The following is an 18,228-nucleotide window of genomic DNA, read 5'->3' on the forward strand; positions in this document are numbered from 1 at the left end:
AGTCAGGACTTGCTTCTGCGGGTCTTGAAAAACTCGCTGAGGATCGCCCCGCACTCCTCGGCCAGCACCCCGCCTTCGAACAACACCCGGTGATTCAGGAAGCCCTGGGTAAAGAACTGCCCCTGGCTCTGCACGATCCCGGCCTTGGGCTCCAATGCGCCATAGACCACCCGCGCGATCCGCGAATGCACGATCAACCCGGCGCACATGCTGCACGGCTCCAGGGTGACGTACAGCGTGCTGCCCGGCAGCCGGTAGTTGTCGAGCGCCTGGGCGGCGGCGCGGATGGCGACCATCTCGGCATGGGCGCTCGGATCGCTGCCACTGATCGGGCAATTGAAGCCGCGCCCGATGATCTCACCGTCCTGCACCAGCACCGCCCCCACCGGCACCTCGCCCAACCGCGCACCCTGGGCGGCCAGCGCCAGGGCTTCACGCATGAAGTCCTGGTCGCGACTGCGGTCGATGATCGCCGCGGGCCGTATCTGGCGCATCAGGCCACCTCGATGGCGGCCATCAGGCCGGTTTCCATATGGTCGACCACATGGCAATGAAACATCCACACCCCCGGGTTGTCGGCAACCAACGCCACCCGCGCCCGCTCGTTCTTGCCCAGCAGGTAGGTGTCGGTGAAGTACGGTGTGATCGACTTGCGGTTCGAGGCGATCACCTTGAAGCTCATGCCGTGCAAGTGAATCGGGTGCTGGTACTGGGTCATGTTCTTGAATTCGAAAATATAGCTCTTGCCCTTCACCAGCTTGGCGATGGGCCGGTCGGCGCAGGTCTTGTCGGTAATGTCCCAGGCCTTGCCGTTGATCTGCCAGAGGCTGGGGGGGCGGCCATTATCGACGTTCACTGAAACAGAACCAACCCATTCGAAATTGAAGTTGAGCTTTTCGGCGTTCGCCAGGTCCGGTTCGGCCACCGGATTGGCCGGCAGGGCCTTCGGCCAGTCGCCCGGCGTGCCGCTGCCGGCCACTGAACGAAAGGTCGCCAGGCGCACCGGACCGTTGCGCAGGGACAGCTCTTCACCGGCCGGCGGCGCCTTGATCGCCAGGCAGATCCGCATGCCCGGCCCCAGCCAGTACTCCTTGCCCAGCGGACGCGGCTCGACCGGGTTGCCATCCAGCGCATAGATCCGCGCCTCGGCACCGGGGATGTTGAGACGATAGGTCAGGGTGTTGTCGAGGTTGAGCAGGCGGACCCGGGTGATCTGCCCCGCCGGCAAGTCGACCACGGCCTGCGACACCCCGTTGACGGTCGACAGCCCCCCCGCCGTCCCGCCGCGAGCGGCTTCGCGGGGAATGCTGAAAGGCACGAAGGCGCCTGCTTCATCCACGTGCCAGCTTTTCAGGCTCAAGGTGCGCTCGTGCTGGAAGCCGGTGGGTTCGCGCTCTTCGACGATCAGCGGCCCGACCAGGCCGCGCCCGAGTTCTTCACTGCTGTTGACGTGGGGGTGATACCAGAAGCTGCCGGCATCCGGGACACGGAACCTGTAGTCGAAATACTCGCCGGGCAGCACCGGCAGTTGCGACACGTAGGGCACGCCGTCCATTTCCAGCGGCAGGCGGATACCGTGCCAGTGAATGGTGGTGGCGACCGGCAGGTGGTTGATGAAACGCACCCGCAGCCACTCACCCTGGCGCACCCGCAACTCGGTGCCCGGTGCCGACGGGCCGAACGCCCAGGCCGGAGTCTTGTGCCCGGGCACCAGTTCGACGTCCAGCGGGGCGGCGATCAGTTCATAGTCATGGCCGGCGTCGGCATCGGCCATTTTCCCCAGCCAGTAACGCGCTGCACCGCCGGCACCAACGCCCACCACTGCAAGACCGGCCAGTCCACCGAGTATCTGTCGACGGGTAAAGGACATGAACGCAACCACCTCACCGGGTAAACCGCACGCCAGGGCGCGCAAAAGGCGAATACGATACACCCGCAATTGCGAAACGGTAAGGGAATCAGTCCAGTCCCAGCAACAAATGGAGCACGCCACCGGCCAATATCATTACACCGGCGACACCCGCCGCCCGCAACGCCGGCTGGTCAACCCGGGCGCTGTCATTCAACGCCACGCGCAGGCGCGTCAATGCCACGCGCTGGTGGGACTTGAGATTGCCCTCGCCCCCCAGGGCCGCGACGATCTCCGGCCGTAGCGCCGCTTGCACCTCGGAAGCCGGCGTAGACGGTTGATCCGCTACCAGGTCCGGCGTCAGTGCTTTCCAGAACGCCTGCTGAAATTTCTCGAACATGTTCAGTTCTCCAGGACCCGCGGCTCGACTGCCGTGGTTTGTTGATGATCGAGCAGGGCTTCACGCACCTGCCCGGCGTTTTCCAGACCGAGAATCTGCTGGGCCAGCGCCTGGCACTCCGGTAACCCGACCTCGCGGACCGCCGCCTTGATCGCCGGAATCAGCGGCACGCTGACCGACAGTTCATCCACCCCCAGGCCCAGCAGTACCGGCACCGCCAACGCCTCGGAAGCCAGCGCACCGCACACGCTGACCGGCTTGCCATGGGCGTGGGCGGCTTTCACCGTAGTGGCGATCAAACGCAACACCGCCGGGTGCAGGCTGTCGGCCTGACTCGCCAGTTGCGGGTGATCGCGGTCCATGGCCAGGGTGTACTGGGTCAGGTCATTGGTGCCGATGGAAAAGAAGTCCACCTCGGGGGCGAACAGATCGGCCATCAAGGCCGCCGCCGGCACTTCGATCATGATCCCCAGTTTCGGCAGTGCCTTGAGGCCCAGCGCCAGGGCTTCATCCTCGAGGAACTGCCGCGCCTGGCGCAATTCGGACAGCTGGGTGATCATCGGCAGCATGATGTGCAGTTGCGTCAGTCCGGCACAGGCGAGAATCGCCCGCAGTTGCTGGCGCAGCAGTTCCGGGCGTTGCAGGCACAGGCGAATGCCACGCATGCCGAGAAAGGGGTTGGCTTCGCTGTCCATCGGCACATAGGCCAGGGGCTTGTCGCCGCCGACGTCGAGGGTGCGCACCACCAGATTGCGCGCCGGTCCCAGGGCCCGGGCAATGGCCGAATACGTCGCGCTCTGCTCCTCGACACCCGGTGCGCTCTGGCGTTCCAGATAGAGGAACTCGGAACGCAGCAAGCCGACGCCTTCGCCGCCCAGGGTCAACGACTGCTCCACCTCCTGCAGCGAGGCGACGTTGGCGGTGACCTCGACACGATGACCGTCACGGGTCAGGGCCGCCTCGGCCGCCTGTTCCGTCTCGCGCTGACGGCGCTGGCGTTGTTCCTGGCGCTTGAGCAGCAGGCGCTGGACATCGGCCTCTTCCGGCATCAGGTGCAAGCGCCCGAGGTCGGCATCGAGCAGCACCTGGGTACCGGCGGGCACCTTCAGGACTTCGGCGGACAAGCCGCAGAGGGCCGGCAGACCGAACGCCCGGGCCAGAATCGCCACATGGCTGGTCGCCCCGCCACCGACGGTGGCGAACCCGAGAACCCTGCGGGTATCGAGCCCCGCCGTTTGCGACGGGGTCAGTTGATCGGCAATCAGGATCGCATCGTCCGGCAGTTCGGCAACCCGCTCCTGGACACCGAGAATCAGCCGCAGCACGCGCTGGCCGACGTCCTTCAAGTCCAGCGCGCGCTCTGCCAGCAAGTGGCTGCCCAAGCGCTCGAACAACGCGCAGGTGTCCTCGGTGGCCTGGCGCCAGGCGAACGCCGCGCTTTTGCCCTGGGTGAGCAACACCTGGGCCTGCTCCAACAGGCTCGGGTCCTCCAGCAACTCCTGGTGCGCGTGGAAAATCTGCGCCTGGGCGCTGCCCTCGGCGTTATCCCGCAAGGTCTGCAAAGCCCGGGTCGCCTCATCCAGGGCCCGTTCGAGCGACGCGCGCTCATGGGCTTCATCGCCACCGAACTCCGGCACGTCGAGTTGCTGCTCGGCGACCTGTACCACTCGACCGAACGCCGATCCCGGCGAGGCGCACACACCACGCAACAAGGTCGGCGAAGGGGCCTCGACCACCACCGGGACTACCACCGCCGCCGCAGGTTCGACCGCTTCGCCACAACCGTCGGCCAGCAGTGCCGCCAGCGCATCGACCGCAGCCTGGGCGTCCTCGCCCACCGCGCTGACCTGCAACACGTCGCCACGCACCGTCTGCAGGGCCATGATCGCCACCAGTGACTTGGCGTTCGCGCTGTCCTGGCGCCGGTGCACACAGATGCTCGCGGCAAACCCCTTGGCCGCCTGGGCCAGCACCGCCGCCGGACGCGCGTGCAGGCCATTGGCATTGGGCAAGGTCACGGGGCTGGAGAACAACGCCTCGCCCTCCTCTTCCACCAAGGCGCCCGCGGGTGAAGCGTTGCGCTCGATCCGCATCAGCGGCTCGCCGCTTGCAATCAGGCCATTGGCCGCCGCCGGCCGCGTGAAGGTCTCGCCACTGACCACCAGCACCAGGGTCAGCAGGCTGCGGGCGTGCAAGGCAATGTAGTCGGCATCGAACTCGATCAACGCCTGCCCGGCCACGACCCGCTCGCCCTCGCGGACCCGGGCCGTGAAGCCCTTGCCCGCCAGTTGCACGGTGTCCAGGCCGATATGCATCAACACCTGCACCCCTTGATCGTCGGTAATGCTGATGGCGTGGCCGCTGGCCTGGAGATTGCTCACCACCCCGGCCAACGGTGCGCACAGCACCCCGGACGTCGGGTCGATGCACAGGCCGTCGCCGATCATGCGACTGGAGAACACCGGGTCAGGTACCTGATCCAGCTCGATCAGCACCCCGGACAGGGGCGCGAGCAATTCCAGGGAAGGGGTTGCGCTCATGACATCACCTTTATCATTGTTCTTTGACGCGCCGGCGCTGCGAAGGCCCCGCCAGCATAAGACTTATTTCCACCAATACTCGACCTGCACACCAAAATTGGAGCCGTGCAGATCGCTGCCGAAGGCACCGGTATCGGACAGTGCCGAACCGGCCGCCAGCTCATTGGCCGCACGCTGGGCCGCCGCGTTCCAACTGGCATAGGTGTAGTAGACACGGACCTCGGGGCGCGCCCAGAAATCCGGGCCCTTGGGTGACCAGGTGGGAGCGAAGGTAAACTTGCTGAGCTTGCGGGTGCCGCCCGGGGCCTCGATCTGGTCGTGGCCCAGTTCGGTCACCAGCTTGAACTGCTCGGTAATCGCATAGGACGGGCGCACACCGAGGGACATCCAGGTCTGGCCCTGGCCGTCGGGGCGGATATCCTTCTGGTACACCGCCTCGATCTGCCCGCCAAAGCGCGGCGTCACCTGCCAGTCGAAAAACTCCACGGCGCGGTAGCTCTTGTTGCTGGTATCCAGGCTCGTGTCGCCGGTATAGCCCAGCCCGGTGCCCGGCCCTTCGCCGTATTGCAAGGCGAACTTGTTCTTGCCGCCGAGGAAGTTCTTCTGCACATGCTGCGCGGTGATTGCCCACCCCTGATGGGTATCGCGGCGATTCGGCGCGTCGATGTAACTGGCACCGAACTCCAGTTCGCCGTCCGGATTGACCTTGAAGCCGGCGACGTTGAAGTCGTGACGATTTATATAATCCTTCTGGTACAGGTTGTCCTTGCGCGAGAAGGCGTAGCTGTATTTCAGATCGCCGATCTTCACGTCCTCGATACCGCCACCGGTCGCGCTCTGGTTCCAGTAGTAGAAGTCGGAAATATGGATGTCGTTACGCTTGTAGTAACGACGTCCGGCCCACAGCGAACCGCCGTTGAGCGAGGGCAGCTTCGACCATTGGGCGTACATCTGCGGCATGCGGACCGTACCGTTGTCACCGTCGAAACTGGGGTTGTGATCGTACTTGTTGTAGAGCGACGCCATCCCGTCGACGCTGAACACCGAACCGTCGTCGAGGGTCAGCAGGTCCTGGCGCAATTCCAGTTCGGCGTACTGCTCGCACTCGTTGCCCAGTCGATATTTGGACGGTGCGCCGGGCAACTGGAAACAGCTTTGCGAACTGCTGTTGACCGAACTGCCCATGCCGCTGCGCAAGTAACCGGCGAACTCCAGGGCCTGGGCCGAGAACGGCAATCCCAGGCACAGGCAAGACACCGCAAGACGATGATTTATTGTTGTTTTCATTGGCTTCCCCATTATTTTTATTGTGTCTTGGCACCTGATTATCGGGCGCAGCCTCCCCGCGCACGATGGGGTGCGAACAGCATTGAATGAATGAAACGCCTTACTTTTCCGACAGATGCAGCACAAAGGATTCGTAAGGTCGCAGCGACAGTTGTCGGCTACACGGTAGGCAATCGTCGTAGTTGCCGATCACCAGACGCTGGGTCTGACTCGCCATGAAGACACCTTCAGGCAACTCGACTTCACAGGGCTCGGCATAGAAGTTGTTCACCACCAGCAGTCGCTCGCCCTGCCCTTCGCGCACATAAGCCCAGACCCGTGGATGCTCGGGCAGCAACTGGCGGTAGACGCCGTCCACCATCAGCGCTTCGTGGCGCCGCAAACCGACCAGGGCGCGGTAGTGATGCAGCACCGAGCCGGTATCGTCGAACTGTTGCTCGACGTTGATCCGGGCCGCGTTCGCCGGCACACCGATCCAGGGCTGTGCGCTGCTGAAGCCGGCATTCGGCCCCGCGTCCCATTGCATCGGCGTGCGTCCGTTGTCCCGGGACTTCTGCTTGATCGCCGCCATGCTCAGGGCTTCGGATTCGCCGGCTTCGCGCTTGATCCGGTGGATGTTCAGGGTTTCGACATCGCGATACTGCTCGATGGACTCGAAGCCCGGGTTGGTCATCCCCAGCTCTTCGCCCTGGTAGATGTACGGCGTGCCCTGGAGGAAATGCAACGCGGTAGCGAGCATCTTGGCCGACACGTCCCGGTATTCACCCTCATGGCCGAAACGCGAAACCACCCGCGGCTGGTCGTGGTTACACCAGAACAGCGCATTCCAACCGCCACCGGCCTGCATGCCGGTCTGCCAGTCGGAGAGGATGCGCTTGAGTTCGAGGAAATCGAAATCGGCGCACACCCATTTCTCCATGTTCGGATAATCGACCTTCAGGTGGTGGAAGTTGAACGTCATCGACAGCTCGCGGGACTCCGGCCGCGAATAGCGGATGCAGTGCGCGAGGCTGGTGGAGGACATTTCGCCGACATTGATCAGGTCATGGCCTTCGAAGACTTCGCGGTGCATTTCCTGCAGGTAGTCGTGCACGTTCGGGCCGTCGGTGTAGAAACGACGGCCGTCGCTGGCGTCCTCGGGAAAATCGGCCGGCTTGGAGATCAGGTTGATCACGTCCAGGCGGAATCCGCCGACGCCCTTGTCGCGCCAGAAGCGCATCATCTTGAACACTTCCTGGCGCACCCTGGGATTGTCCCAGTTCAGGTCGGCCTGGGTGTGGTCGAACAGGTGCAGGTAATACTGGCCGGTCTGGGCCTCGTACTCCCAGGCATTGCCCCCGAACTTCGACTGCCAGTTGTTCGGCTGGTCGCGCCAGATGTAGAAGTCCCGGTACGGGTTGTCGAGGCTGCTGCGGGCCTGGCGGAACCATTCGTGCTCGATGGAGGTGTGGTTGACCACGATGTCGAGCATCAGCTTGATGCCGCGCTTGCCCGCTTCGGCAATCAGCAACTCGCAGTCGGCCATGGTCCCGTAGCTCGGGTCGATAGCGTAGTAGTCGCTGATGTCGTAGCCGTTGTCGCGCTGCGGCGAGCGCAGGAACGGCGTGATCCACAGGCAGTCGACGCCCAGCCACTTGAGGTAGTCGAGCTTGTCGACCACGCCCAGCAGATCGCCGGTGGCCTGGCCGGAATGGCTGTAGAAACTTTTCGGGTAGATCTGGTAGATCACCGAACGCTGCCAGTCTTGCATGGGGATTCCTTGGTGGTGCCAGTGATATCTGTGTGGTGCTTGCGGACGTCGGCGCGAGCACGCTCGCGCCTGTAGGACCGGGTCAGGCCACGCGGTAGCCGGGCCGGATGATCTTCATGCTCAACCCGCAGGTCAGCAGGAACGGCACGACGATGGCGATGACCATGCCGACGATGAACATCGGGATGTACTGCGGAATGATCGAGATGAAGCCCGGCAAGCCACCGACGCCGATGGCCGAGGCCAGGACCTTGTTCAGCGACAGGAAGATGCTCGCCAGGCCAGAGCCGATCAGCGCCGCATAGAACGGAAACTTGTAGCGCAGGTTGACGCCGAACATCGCCGGTTCCGTGATGCCGAAATAGGCGGAAATCGCCGAGGTCGAAGCCATGCTGCGATCCCGTGCATTGCGGCTCATGTAGAACACCCCCAGTGCCGCGCTACCCTGGGCCAGGTTGGACATGACGATCATCGGCCAGATGAAGGTACCGCCATGGGTGGCGATCAGTTGCAGGTCCACCGCCAGGAACATGTGGTGCATGCCGGTGATGACCAGCGGCGCATAGAGCATCCCGAAGATCGCACCACCCAGGACGGGCGCCACATCGAACAGCCAGACCACGCCTTCGGTGATCAGGATGCCCAGGTGACGGGTCACCGGACCGATCACGGCCAGGGCCAGCACCCCCGTGATCACAATGGTGGTGATGGGCACCACCAGCAACTGGATGGCATTCGGCACCCGCGCCCGCAGCCATTTCTCGATGATGCTCATGACATAGGCGGCCATCAGGATTGGCAGGATCTGCCCCTGGTAGCCGACTTTCTCGATGCGGAACCAGCCGAAGATATCGAAGTACGGCAGGCTCTGCCCGTCCAGGCCGGCGACCGCCTTGCCGTAGTTCCAGGCATTGAGCAGGTCGGGGTGCACCAGCATCAGGCCGAGCACGATGCCGAGGATTTCGCTACCGCCAAAACGCTTGGCCGCCGACCAGCCCACCAGGGCCGGGAGGAACACGAAGGAGGTGTTGGCCATCAGGTTGATCAGGCTCCATACGCCGTCCAGCGACGGGTAGGCCTCCAGCAGGGTCTTGCCCTCGATGAACATGCCCTTGGCGCCCATGAGGTTGTTCACCCCCATCAGCAGGCCGGCAATGATCAGCGCCGGCAAAATCGGCATGAACACATCGGAAAACACCCGCACCAGGCGCTGCATGGCGTTGGCCTTGTCGGCACCCTTCTGCTTGACGTCGGCGATGGTCGAGACGGCCATCCCGGTGATCTCGCGCAAGGCCGCGTAGACCTTTTCCACCTCCCCCGGACCGATGACGATCTGGAACAGACCGCCGGTGAAGAACGACCCTTTCACCAGGTCGATGTGGGACAACGCGGCCTTGTCGACCCGACTCGGGTCCTTGAGGGCCAGGCGCAGGCGGGTGACACAGTGAGCGGCCTGCTCGAGGTTTTCAGCGCCGCCGAGGCCTTGCAGCAGCTCGCGGGCGATATTCGGATAGTCGTGGCTCATGCTTTTCTTCCACTGTTTCTTGTTATTGGAGGGTGTTGGCGGCACACAGGAAAGAAAAATACTCGTCTGTACGAGTTAAAGCAACAACTCGTACAGACGAGTTTAGGGTTTATCGGTAAAAGATCCGACAAATGGACAAAGCGGCGAGCTGCCCTTAAGGTTCCAGGCCTAGGACATCGCGGCGGCTACCCTGTTGGCGAGCATTTTCGATCCAGAGCGAACAGCATGAGCAAATACAACCAGATCTACAGTGATCTGCTTGCCAGCATTACCACCGAGCAATTGGAAAAAGGTGCCCGACTGCCGTCGGAAACCGAACTGATGGACAGCTACCAGGCCAGCCGGGGCACCGTGCGCAAGGCCATCGAGCAATTGCAGGAGCGCGGTTTCGCCCAGAAGATCCATGGCAAGGGCACCTTCGTGCTGTCACGCAGCCCGATCGAATTCCAGTTGGGCGGTATCGTCAGCTTCCAGGAGGCTCACACCAGCCTTGGCAGCAACATTGGCACCGAAGTGGTGGAGTTCAGCGAGATCGCCCTTGAAGGTCCGCTCCTGGAGCGCCTGAATGCCGAACCGGGCAGCCCGGTGATCCGCATCAAGCGGGTGCGGCGCATCGACGGCAAGCGGATCATCCTCGACATCAACTATTTCGTCGCCGAGCTGATCCCCGGCCTGACCCGGGACATCGCCGAACACTCGATCTACGCCTATATCGAACAGACCCTGCAACTGAGCATCAGCTTCGCCCAGCGCACCATCCAGGCAGCCCGTTGTAGCCGGGACGACCAGCAGCATCTGGACCTCGATGGGGCCAGCCATGTGATCGTGGTGAAGAACCAGACGTTCCTGCAGGATGGCCGGCAGTTCGAATACACCGAGTCGCGGCACACCCTGGACAAGTTCTACTTTTCGGATGTGGCCCGGCGCTGAGCCGCTGACACGCAGCGGTTCACAACACCAATGCCAGCCATTCGGGGTTCACCTCGCTGAGCTTGCTGGAGGCTTTCGTGAGATTGATCTCCTGGGCCGCCTGCGCGGTTTCAATCATCAGGGGCTCAAGGTCATAGCCGCGACTTTCGAGCCAGACCAGTACCTCCGCCAAGTGCCAGACGGAAGCGCTGCCTTCGTGGACCGCCAACGGAAATGACGCCCCGTGAGCGAGCATGAGCTTGCGCATGTTCTGCCGCGAAACGCCGACGATATCGGCAATGTCTGAAAGACCGACCAGATCGGGTACGACCTCTATGAGTCGGGCATCGGGGATGGCCTTCTTGACGTCCTGCAAGGCACTGAGCAACGCCTGACTGGCGCTGATAGCGTCCCGGGAAAACGCCAACGCCAACCTGCCTGGAACGCCGCTGCCGATCAACGAATCATCACAACCACACTCACATAAGCGCTCGATCAATGCGTCCTGATCGTTGTTCTGCTCTGAGAGTTGGTATCTCAGAGTGAATTGATATTCCATGCTTCTACTCCTCAAGAGGCATAGCCAGGGGATCACTACTGACGCGGTTCAGATCGCAGTTATCAACCACCAGCCGCAAATCACGGACATGCCTGTAAACGTTACGCGGTGTGCTATACACACTCGTAATGCAAAACTCGCCACATCGACACAACTCACTGTTGAGCGGGCAGTACATCCTGCCCCAGGCATGCGAACCGCCTACTTTGATTCGCCAGCCCAATGCCTCTGCATGACGCAGTACGTTCTCGATCTCCTTGATCGGGTGTCTTGCTCTAGCCATCCGTAGCCTCCAGTCTTGCTCCACACGGAAAGGTTGTCAACTGACAACCAAATCCATTTATCGACAAAAAATGACTCGGCCGACGCGTCAATTGAGTGCCAGCTTCTTACAGTCTAGGAAGGCAAAAAACGTTGATAGATCAATGTGTTTGCGGGGTATTTCAAAAGTGATGACGACGATTTTTCCTACCGACTGAAACGACAATGGCGGTCATACCGAGGTATCGACCGCCATTGATTCAGCGCTAGGACTTACATAACCTGGCAAACTATCAGGAATTTCCTAATAGTTGCGTCAGTCTGCATCCCAATAGGGCGGGCTCCCAAATGCCTCACGGAGCCAGTCTGCAAGTGCCCTGAGCTTCGCCGAGGGGTGCTGACCGTCAGGATGGGCAATATAGATGGACTCCTGCTCGGCCTCTATGCCGATATCGACCCTCGCCAGGGAACCGGCCTTGAGGGCATCGCCGACAATGAACTGCGGCAGTAACGTGATACCCAGACCGGCCACCGCCGCATCGCGCATCATGTCCCCGTTATTGAGCACCAAACCGGACTGACCATGGACGATGAGGGTTTGTCCCTGCTGCATGAAACGCCAATCCGCCCCCCCGCGATTCGAGTAGAAAATACCTCGATGCCCTTCCAGTTCGGCGGGCGTGGTCGGCTTGCCATTGCGCGCCAGGTACTCCGGCGACGCGACCAGTACCCGCTTGCTGGTCGCCAAGGTCCATGCCACAAGATAGCGGTCCTCGATCACACCGTGCCGGACGATGGCGTCAAACCCGTCGGCGGAAGGGTCTACCCGACGATCATTCAAATCCAGCGTGATCTGTATCTCCGGGTGCCGCGCCAGAAACGGGTACAAGGCCGGCCCAAGATGCATTCGCCCGAAGGTCACAGGTGCCGAGATCCGCAACGGGCCGGCAAGCATGCCGCGGCGCTCGGACATGACGGCTGACGCCTCCTCGACCTCCCTTACAATTCTGATGGCGCGCCGCAGAAACTCATGCCCGTCTTCAGTCACCGAAATCTTGCGGGTCGTTCTCTGAAGCAGGCTGGTGCCCAGCTCTTTTTCGAGCTCGACAATTCGCTCACTCACCACGGATCGGGATACGCGGAGCCTGAGAGCTGCTTCACTTAGAGACTTGCATTCGGCGACCGTGACAAAGGTCGCAATACCATCGAGCTTCATGATTGTTCGGTTTTTCCGAAATCCTGATCAGGAATTTGAAGGCTACTCCGTCAGATTGCGCAAGACCATACTCGCCTCACTCCCTCGGACCAATAGTGATCGCCAGGTGGCCATCCCCGCAGGGTTAGGAGTCAAATATGCTCAAGTACTTTGCCGCGACCGCGATCACACTGGCTCTGGCCCTGCCGGCAGCCGCCGAAGTCAAGCCATTCCCCAAGACATTCCACACGCAAGAGATTCAAGCCAACGGTGCGACCCTCCATGTCGTCACCGGCGGACAAGGCCCAGCCGTCGTGCTGATCCATGGCTTTGGTGACACGGGCGACATGTGGTCTCCACTGGCCGCCGAGTTGGCCAAGACCCATACCGTCGTCGTCCCCGACCTGCGTGGCATGGGGCTGTCGTCTCATCCAGAGGGAGGTTACGACAAATGGAACCAGGCGGCGGATATCCGCGCCGTGCTGATCAAGCTGGGTATCGAGCATTCCGCGATTGTCGGGCATGACATCGGCACCATGGTCGCGTATGCCTACGCTGCCCGCTACCCGGACAAGACCGACCGCCTGGTCGTGATGGACGCCCCGGTACCGGGCATCCCGCCATGGGATCAGATCGTGCGCATGCCTGCGCTGTGGCATTTCAACTTCGGTGGCAAGGATGCAGAACGCCTAGTCGCCGGTCGTGAACGTATCTATCTGGACCGATTCTGGAACGAGTTCGCCGGCAATCCCGCGAAAATTGACGACGCGACCCGCCAGCACTACACCCAATTCTATGCTCGCCCAGGTGCAATGCATTCGGCATTCGCACAGTTCCTGAGTATCAACCAGGACGCGGAACAGAACCAGAAGGTGATGGGCAACAAGCTGAACATGCCAGTGCTCGCCATTGGCGGTGCCAAGTCCTTCGGCGCGAACGAAGCCATCGTGATGCGCAATACCGCCACCGATGTCACCGAAGTCGTAATTCCCGATGCGGGCCACTGGCTGATGGAAGAGGCACCGGCAGCGACGATTGCGGCGATCAAAGGCTTCATCGAATAAACCTTTACCTCTCACCAGATCAGAATCAATTTTCGAGGAGATTTCTCATGGGACGTTTGACCAACAAAGTCGCAATCGTAACGGGCGCCAGCGCCGGCATCGGTCGCGCCACAGCCAAGCTGTTCGCCGCCGAGGGCGCCAAGGTGATCTTGGGCGCACGCCGTCAGGAGGAACTGGCCAGTCTCGTCACGGAGATCAAGGCCGCAGGAGGCCAGGCAGTCAGCTTGGCCGGAGATGTACGTTCGGAAGACTACGCCAAGGCGTTGGTCGCCCTGGCTGTCGAACAATATGGCCGACTCGACATTGCGTTCAATAACGCCGGTACGTTGGGTGAAGCAGGTCCGTCCACCGGCGTATCGGAAGAAGGCTGGAACGACGCCATCGCGATCAACCTCACAGGCTCCTTCCTTGGCGCCAAGCATCAAATTGCGCAGATGCTCAAGCACGGAGGAGGCTCGGTGATCTTCACTTCGACATTCGTCGGATACAGCGCCGCATTTCCAGGTGTCGCCGCCTACGCCGCCAGCAAGTCCGGCCTGATCGGCTTGACGCAGGCGCTGGCTGTCGAGTTCGGTCCGAGCAATATACGGGTCAATGCAATCCTGCCAGGTGCTGTCGATACCGACATGTACCGTGCAATGAATGACACACCGGACAAGGCCCAGTTCGTCACGCAGCTACATGCCCTGAAGAGAGTGGCAACACCGGAAGAGTTGGCTCGTTCGGTACTTTATCTAGCCTCCGACGATTCAAGCTTCGTGTCCGGTACCGCTTCGTTGATCGACGGCGGGCTATCGATCAACAGGACTTGAACCCGCCGCCGGGGTCAGCTTCCTACGCGGTAAAGGCCGAGCAGAGATCCGCTCGGCCAATACGCCCAGGTTTGGGAGCGAGGAACGCGACGTTCTTATTCATGCGACCCCGAATTTCCTTCAAGCTCAGCTCACGATAGCTGGGGTTTCCGGGCAGACCCTGTTGCGTCCACCCTCCTTGGCCCGATACAGGGCTTCATCTGCCCGCCTCACCAGATCGTCCGATGTTTCTCCTTTGCGCAGAACCGCAACGCCGAAGCTGCTGGTCTTGCTGCCAATCTCGGCAAAGGCATGCGCTTGCACACCGGCGCGCAAGCGCTCGGCCAGGTGCAAGGCCTGTTCCAGAGTAGTCTGAGGACAAAGAATCAGGAACTCCTCGCCGCCCCAACGGCCCACGGTGTCGGTCGCCCGCACCACGCGACTCAAGATGCCGGTGAATTCCTGGAGTAGGCTGTCTCCAGCCAGATGCCCATGGTTGTCGTTGACGGACTTGAATTTGTCGATGTCGCTCAGGATCACCGCAAGCGGGTGGCTGTCAGGGTCGGCCAGCGTCATGGCGCTCTTGAAAGCCTCGTCCAGGCCCAGGCGGTTGACCGTGCCGGTCAGCTTGTCGGTCACTGCCAGCTTGGCCAGCGTCTGCTGCGCGTCAAGCAGCTCGGCGGTTCGCAACGCGACCTCCTGGCTCAGAATTTCGTTGTGGCGCACCTGGAACTCGTGGGCCTTTTGGAGTCGGCCGTAGGCATCGTTGAACCCATCGACCAGCACCGTCAGTTCATCGTGCGGCGTCCGTGGACTGCGGCGCAGCACAAAGGGCGTGAAACTCTTCCCCGGCTCGAAGGACTTGGCGAACTCCGCCATCTGCGTCAGATGTCGCGTGATCATCCATGAGATCAGCAAGAGGATGCTGATCGAAGTGACCAGCGACTTGCCCCCTTGTGTTGCCAGCACGATGCCAATGCGATCAAGGGTTCGGCCATAAAGCGTGTGCAGATTGGGCGCGATGTAGATCTTGCCGACGACCACCTCATTGCGCCGCAAAACGTACTCGAAGCGCCTCCCCGCGTCAGGATCAACCTGTCCGGTTGTCAGCGCGGCCGACTGGCTGGGGCCGTAGTGGATCGTGGCGCCAGCGACCCAGGTCGAATGACCGATACCATCGAGCTGCACCTGCATGCCGGCGACGTTGAAGTTCCATGCCGCATCGGCAAGACCAGGCAATTGATTCTGCTCGATGTAGCGCATGCCCTGCTCTAGTTCGGACACATCGCGTCGGTAGTCGAAAAACAACTGCAACGAGGTCGCGACTAGCGCCGCCGTCGTGCTGATGCAGAGGATCCAGACCAGCATGCGTCGCGCAAGTCCACGCGGCGCAATGAGAATCAAAAGGGAATTATTGCACGATCGGTCGCTATTCCTGGCCCGGAGATTTGCATCCATGTTTACTTGGCCTGCCTACGAAACGGTGAATAGCGGGCGTAGACGTCCTCATAGAGTTTGGCCGCTTCCGGATCGAGCAGGCGGGCTTCTGCCTCGATCCACGGCGGACGTTTTCCTGCCTGGGCAACGACCTCGTTGACCCGCTCGACGATCTTTCGTCCCCACGGTCCCTTGGTGCAAGCCACATATCCGAGCGTGTATTCAGGTTGACCGGCGATGGGAACGTAAACAAACTTGGCCGCCGCAGGCATTTTCAAGTGCCTGGCGAACCAATAGACCTCGTCCGGGTAGGTAATGATGTAGTCCACCCACTCGCTGGCTAACTGGCTGAAAGGAGCTTCGTCGTCGGCACTCGTCTGGAGGACGTTCTTCTGTCCGGCTGCCGCCGTGAAAGCAGCCAGAACGACAGGCGGGTAACCCCGCATCTCTTGGCGGACGGTAGTCAACGACAGGTCATGCATCAGTCGGGTGATGTCCACGGCCCCTTCGGCATTGCGGTAGGCCGCCAGGCGGGCCACCCGATCGGATCGCACGACGATGTAGTACGGGAGCACGAACTCAACCGGGTTGCTGAACTCCATATACGCCTCGCGCTCGACCGTCTTGAGCAGGCTAGGCTGGCAAACTTGCAGGCCCTGCTTCATCAGGCCGGAGACGCGTGCCAGGCTGGAGCGTTCGATGACGCTGTGGTACTCGGGCGTGCGTTCAATGAAATATTGCAGAAACACGTCTGCGTACCCTTGGCCCTTATAGGGGCCATCGGTAATGCTGACCGGTGGATTGCCCGGCATCTGCCAGCTGATAGCGGTATCGTCGGCACGAGCGCCGGCCCCCATCATCAGATGGCATAAAATCATCCCGGCTCCGATGAACATGCGGACAGATGAACTTCGCATCTTCCCGAGGGTGGCCTTCAACATTTCGGCGCTCCTTTGAAATCACTCGCGACGACGCTCCTTGTCCCTAGCCGGCCGCATCCTCCATCTGCGACCTCTGGAGAGGCGTTCATCAAGGCACCAGCAAACTCGGGCAGTGCCCCGCCTGCGCCGGCGCGTCGGTAATCGCACCGCCGCGAGCGACGCACTGATCGGGCGGCAGTGGCGCTTTTTGTTCGACAAAGCGGACGAGCAGGTCGAAGGCGTGCTGAGCGTGCGGCTCGATCAGCTCAAGCTGAGGGAAGATGTTCGCGTAGCTCTCGACGTGATTGCCGTTCTGGATCTCATAGAGGCGATAGGCTGGGGCGTGCTCGCCGCCTTGCGCAGCAACCTGCCGCGCATAGGCTCGCGCATGGTGGTCGATGGGCAGCAACGCATCCATCGTGCCAGCGACCGTGATCAGCGGACGCTTGATCTTGCCGCTGGTGGCGATGGCAGCCACATTCTCACCTGTCGTCGAGGCCGACAGTCGTGCCAAGTAGTTGTACCTGCCTGGCCCGGCGCCATAGGTGTTGTAGGTAGGATCCAAGCGCTTTTGCCATTGGCACTGCGTAGGCTCCCAGAATGAGCCAGCGTGGCTACCCCATAGCGAGGCCGGGCCGCTGGCTGTGTCGGCGACGAGATCGGGCGGATAGCCGGCCGCCATGATGTTCAACGCGGCGGTGCTCGTCGGCGAGCGGCCGGAGGCGAGATAGTCGGGGTAGTTGAGGATCGCCGGGGGCAGGTCAGTCAGCAGACTCGGCCCGCGGGGATCGATAAAAGTACCCTCCCAATCAACACCGCCGTCGAAGTATTCCGGTGCTGTTTCGATCGCGCGGCGCACCTGGTAGCCGCCGTTCGACGTGCCGACGGCATAGGTATAGCGTGGCTCGTGGCCGTACTGTGCCTGGACGCCGAGGCGTGCCAGGTCGGCGGCCATCACCATGAAGTCACGCCAGCGGGCGAACTCCTGGCCAGGATCGTCGTCGTAGTAGTGGACATAGCTTGGCTTGTCCGCAGGCCCGGTTCGGCACGCCAACGGATCAGCCGCCGTGCTCGCTTGCGCGCTGAGCACGCCCTTGTTCTGCGAAGCATAGGCATAGCCCTTCTGAAGCACGTAATCGCTCCAGACGAAGTCGCCGTTGAATTCGCTGCGCGCACCGGAGGCGCCTGCAACAACGAGGCTGCCGTTCCAGTCCTTGGGCAGCCGTAGCAGGAAGCGCGCCTGCCCCTGCGGATCCTTGGCGAAGCGAGCCTGAATCTGCAAGCCGGGGACCGCCTTCTTGATCGGCGGCCTGCTGGCAGCATTCGCCACGAGTATTGCGCGGTCGGCCTGCGGCATAAACGCCAAAGGAGGCAGGCCGGGCAACGAGTTATCGGCCGGCGTGGTGCCGGGGTTGCGGGTCGTCAGATCGGGGCTTTCGACGCAGCTGGCGTCGGCGAGTTGTGAATCCAATTTCTTGAGCATGCGCTCGCAGGGACTTAGCGTACCGGCGGTGGCCGCGCCTGCGAGGATCAGCGGAGCAAGGGCAGCGGCCGTCGATTTCCACAAGATTCGTTTCCTCGGTTTGATGTTTCAGTAGCCAGCTCAGTTGGAATCACCCGATACCCAACAGGTATGCAACGCCGATACCATGAAACCGCAACAGGCCCTCTTCATGGTATTGGCGAGTCAAGCAGCCGCTACTCCAACCGATAGTATCAAAATGCCATTGGTGATACAGAA

General features: G+C 61.7%; 16 protein-coding genes. 3 read left to right on the forward strand and 13 right to left on the reverse strand.

Annotated features, from left to right (window positions below; genetic code table 11):
* Nucleotides 1-2: 2 nt before the first annotated feature.
* The 7 genes from tadA to treP all read right to left on the reverse strand — a co-directional run bounded on the left by tadA (nt 3) and on the right by treP (nt 9,351).
* Nucleotides 3-494 (reverse strand): tRNA adenosine(34) deaminase TadA, encoded by a 492-nt coding sequence (gene tadA / locus UCMB321_RS21920; RefSeq protein ID WP_040070579.1) that lies wholly within the window; start codon nt 492-494, stop codon nt 3-5.
* Nucleotides 494-1,870, reverse strand: a complete 1,377-nt coding sequence (locus tag UCMB321_RS21925; RefSeq protein ID WP_040070580.1) for a multicopper oxidase family protein — start codon at nt 1,868-1,870, stop codon at nt 494-496. The genes tadA and UCMB321_RS21925 overlap by 1 nt, the downstream gene beginning before the upstream one ends.
* 88 nt (nt 1,871-1,958) lie before the next feature.
* Entirely contained in the window at nt 1,959-2,249 is a 291-nt protein-coding gene (locus UCMB321_RS21930) for a PTS sugar transporter subunit IIB (protein ID WP_040070581.1), read from the reverse strand.
* Between the two features lie 2 nt (nt 2,250-2,251).
* The gene (ptsP, locus tag UCMB321_RS21935; protein WP_040070582.1) at nt 2,252-4,789 is read right to left on the reverse strand and encodes a phosphoenolpyruvate--protein phosphotransferase; all 2,538 of its coding nucleotides are present in this window, start codon (nt 4,787-4,789) and stop codon (nt 2,252-2,254) included.
* Between the two features lie 63 nt (nt 4,790-4,852).
* On the reverse strand, nt 4,853-6,076 hold the full coding sequence (locus tag UCMB321_RS21940; RefSeq protein WP_040070583.1) for a maltoporin: 1,224 nt from the start codon (nt 6,074-6,076) through the stop codon (nt 4,853-4,855).
* A gap of 100 nt (nt 6,077-6,176) precedes the next feature.
* On the reverse strand, nt 6,177-7,826 hold the full coding sequence (gene treC / locus UCMB321_RS21945; protein WP_040070584.1) for an alpha,alpha-phosphotrehalase: 1,650 nt from the start codon (nt 7,824-7,826) through the stop codon (nt 6,177-6,179).
* Nucleotides 7,827-7,908: 82 nt separating this feature from the next.
* A complete protein-coding gene (treP, locus tag UCMB321_RS21950; RefSeq protein WP_040070585.1) occupies nt 7,909-9,351 on the reverse strand; it encodes a PTS system trehalose-specific EIIBC component in 1,443 nt (480 codons plus the stop codon).
* Between the two features lie 225 nt (nt 9,352-9,576).
* Here treP and treR point away from each other — a divergent pair, with 225 nt between their 5' ends.
* Nucleotides 9,577-10,281 (forward strand): trehalose operon repressor, encoded by a 705-nt coding sequence (gene treR / locus UCMB321_RS21955; protein ID WP_040070586.1) that lies wholly within the window; start codon nt 9,577-9,579, stop codon nt 10,279-10,281.
* Between the two features lie 19 nt (nt 10,282-10,300).
* On the opposite strand, the gene UCMB321_RS21960 is transcribed toward treR, so the two are convergent.
* From UCMB321_RS21960 to UCMB321_RS21965, 3 genes are all read right to left on the reverse strand, one after another.
* Nucleotides 10,301-10,819, reverse strand: coding sequence for a helix-turn-helix transcriptional regulator (locus tag UCMB321_RS21960; protein ID WP_040070587.1), 519 nt, complete (start codon nt 10,817-10,819; stop codon nt 10,301-10,303).
* 4 nt (nt 10,820-10,823) lie between these two features.
* Nucleotides 10,824-11,102 carry a hypothetical protein gene (locus UCMB321_RS31510; RefSeq protein WP_084615131.1) on the reverse strand — a complete coding sequence of 93 codons (279 nt, stop codon included), beginning with the start codon at nt 11,100-11,102 and terminating at the stop codon, nt 10,824-10,826.
* A 294-nt stretch (nt 11,103-11,396) separates the two neighbouring features.
* Nucleotides 11,397-12,296 (reverse strand): LysR family transcriptional regulator, encoded by a 900-nt coding sequence (locus tag UCMB321_RS21965; RefSeq protein ID WP_209437197.1) that lies wholly within the window; start codon nt 12,294-12,296, stop codon nt 11,397-11,399.
* A 137-nt stretch (nt 12,297-12,433) separates the two neighbouring features.
* On the opposite strand from UCMB321_RS21965, the gene UCMB321_RS21970 reads away from it, so the two are divergent.
* The gene (locus UCMB321_RS21970; RefSeq protein ID WP_040070589.1) at nt 12,434-13,339 is read left to right on the forward strand and encodes an alpha/beta fold hydrolase; all 906 of its coding nucleotides are present in this window, start codon (nt 12,434-12,436) and stop codon (nt 13,337-13,339) included.
* A gap of 47 nt (nt 13,340-13,386) precedes the next feature.
* Nucleotides 13,387-14,151: an SDR family oxidoreductase gene (locus UCMB321_RS21975; protein WP_040070591.1), complete on the forward strand. Its 765-nt coding sequence runs from the start codon at nt 13,387-13,389 to the stop codon at nt 14,149-14,151.
* A 126-nt stretch (nt 14,152-14,277) separates the two neighbouring features.
* On the opposite strand, the gene UCMB321_RS29585 is transcribed toward UCMB321_RS21975, so the two are convergent.
* From UCMB321_RS29585 to UCMB321_RS21990, 3 genes are all read right to left on the reverse strand, one after another.
* Nucleotides 14,278-15,498: a GGDEF domain-containing protein gene (locus UCMB321_RS29585; RefSeq protein ID WP_052451339.1), complete on the reverse strand. Its 1,221-nt coding sequence runs from the start codon at nt 15,496-15,498 to the stop codon at nt 14,278-14,280.
* Nucleotides 15,499-15,590: 92 nt separating this feature from the next.
* Nucleotides 15,591-16,508: a hypothetical protein gene (locus tag UCMB321_RS21985; protein WP_040070593.1), complete on the reverse strand. Its 918-nt coding sequence runs from the start codon at nt 16,506-16,508 to the stop codon at nt 15,591-15,593.
* 88 nt (nt 16,509-16,596) lie between these two features.
* Nucleotides 16,597-18,054 (reverse strand): 3-hydroxybutyrate oligomer hydrolase family protein, encoded by a 1,458-nt coding sequence (locus tag UCMB321_RS21990; protein ID WP_157016034.1) that lies wholly within the window; start codon nt 18,052-18,054, stop codon nt 16,597-16,599.
* Between the last annotated feature and the right edge of the window lie 174 nt (nt 18,055-18,228).

It is taken from the genome of Pseudomonas batumici (assembly GCF_000820515.1).
Classification (GTDB): Bacteria; Pseudomonadota; Gammaproteobacteria; order Pseudomonadales; family Pseudomonadaceae; genus Aquipseudomonas; species Aquipseudomonas batumici.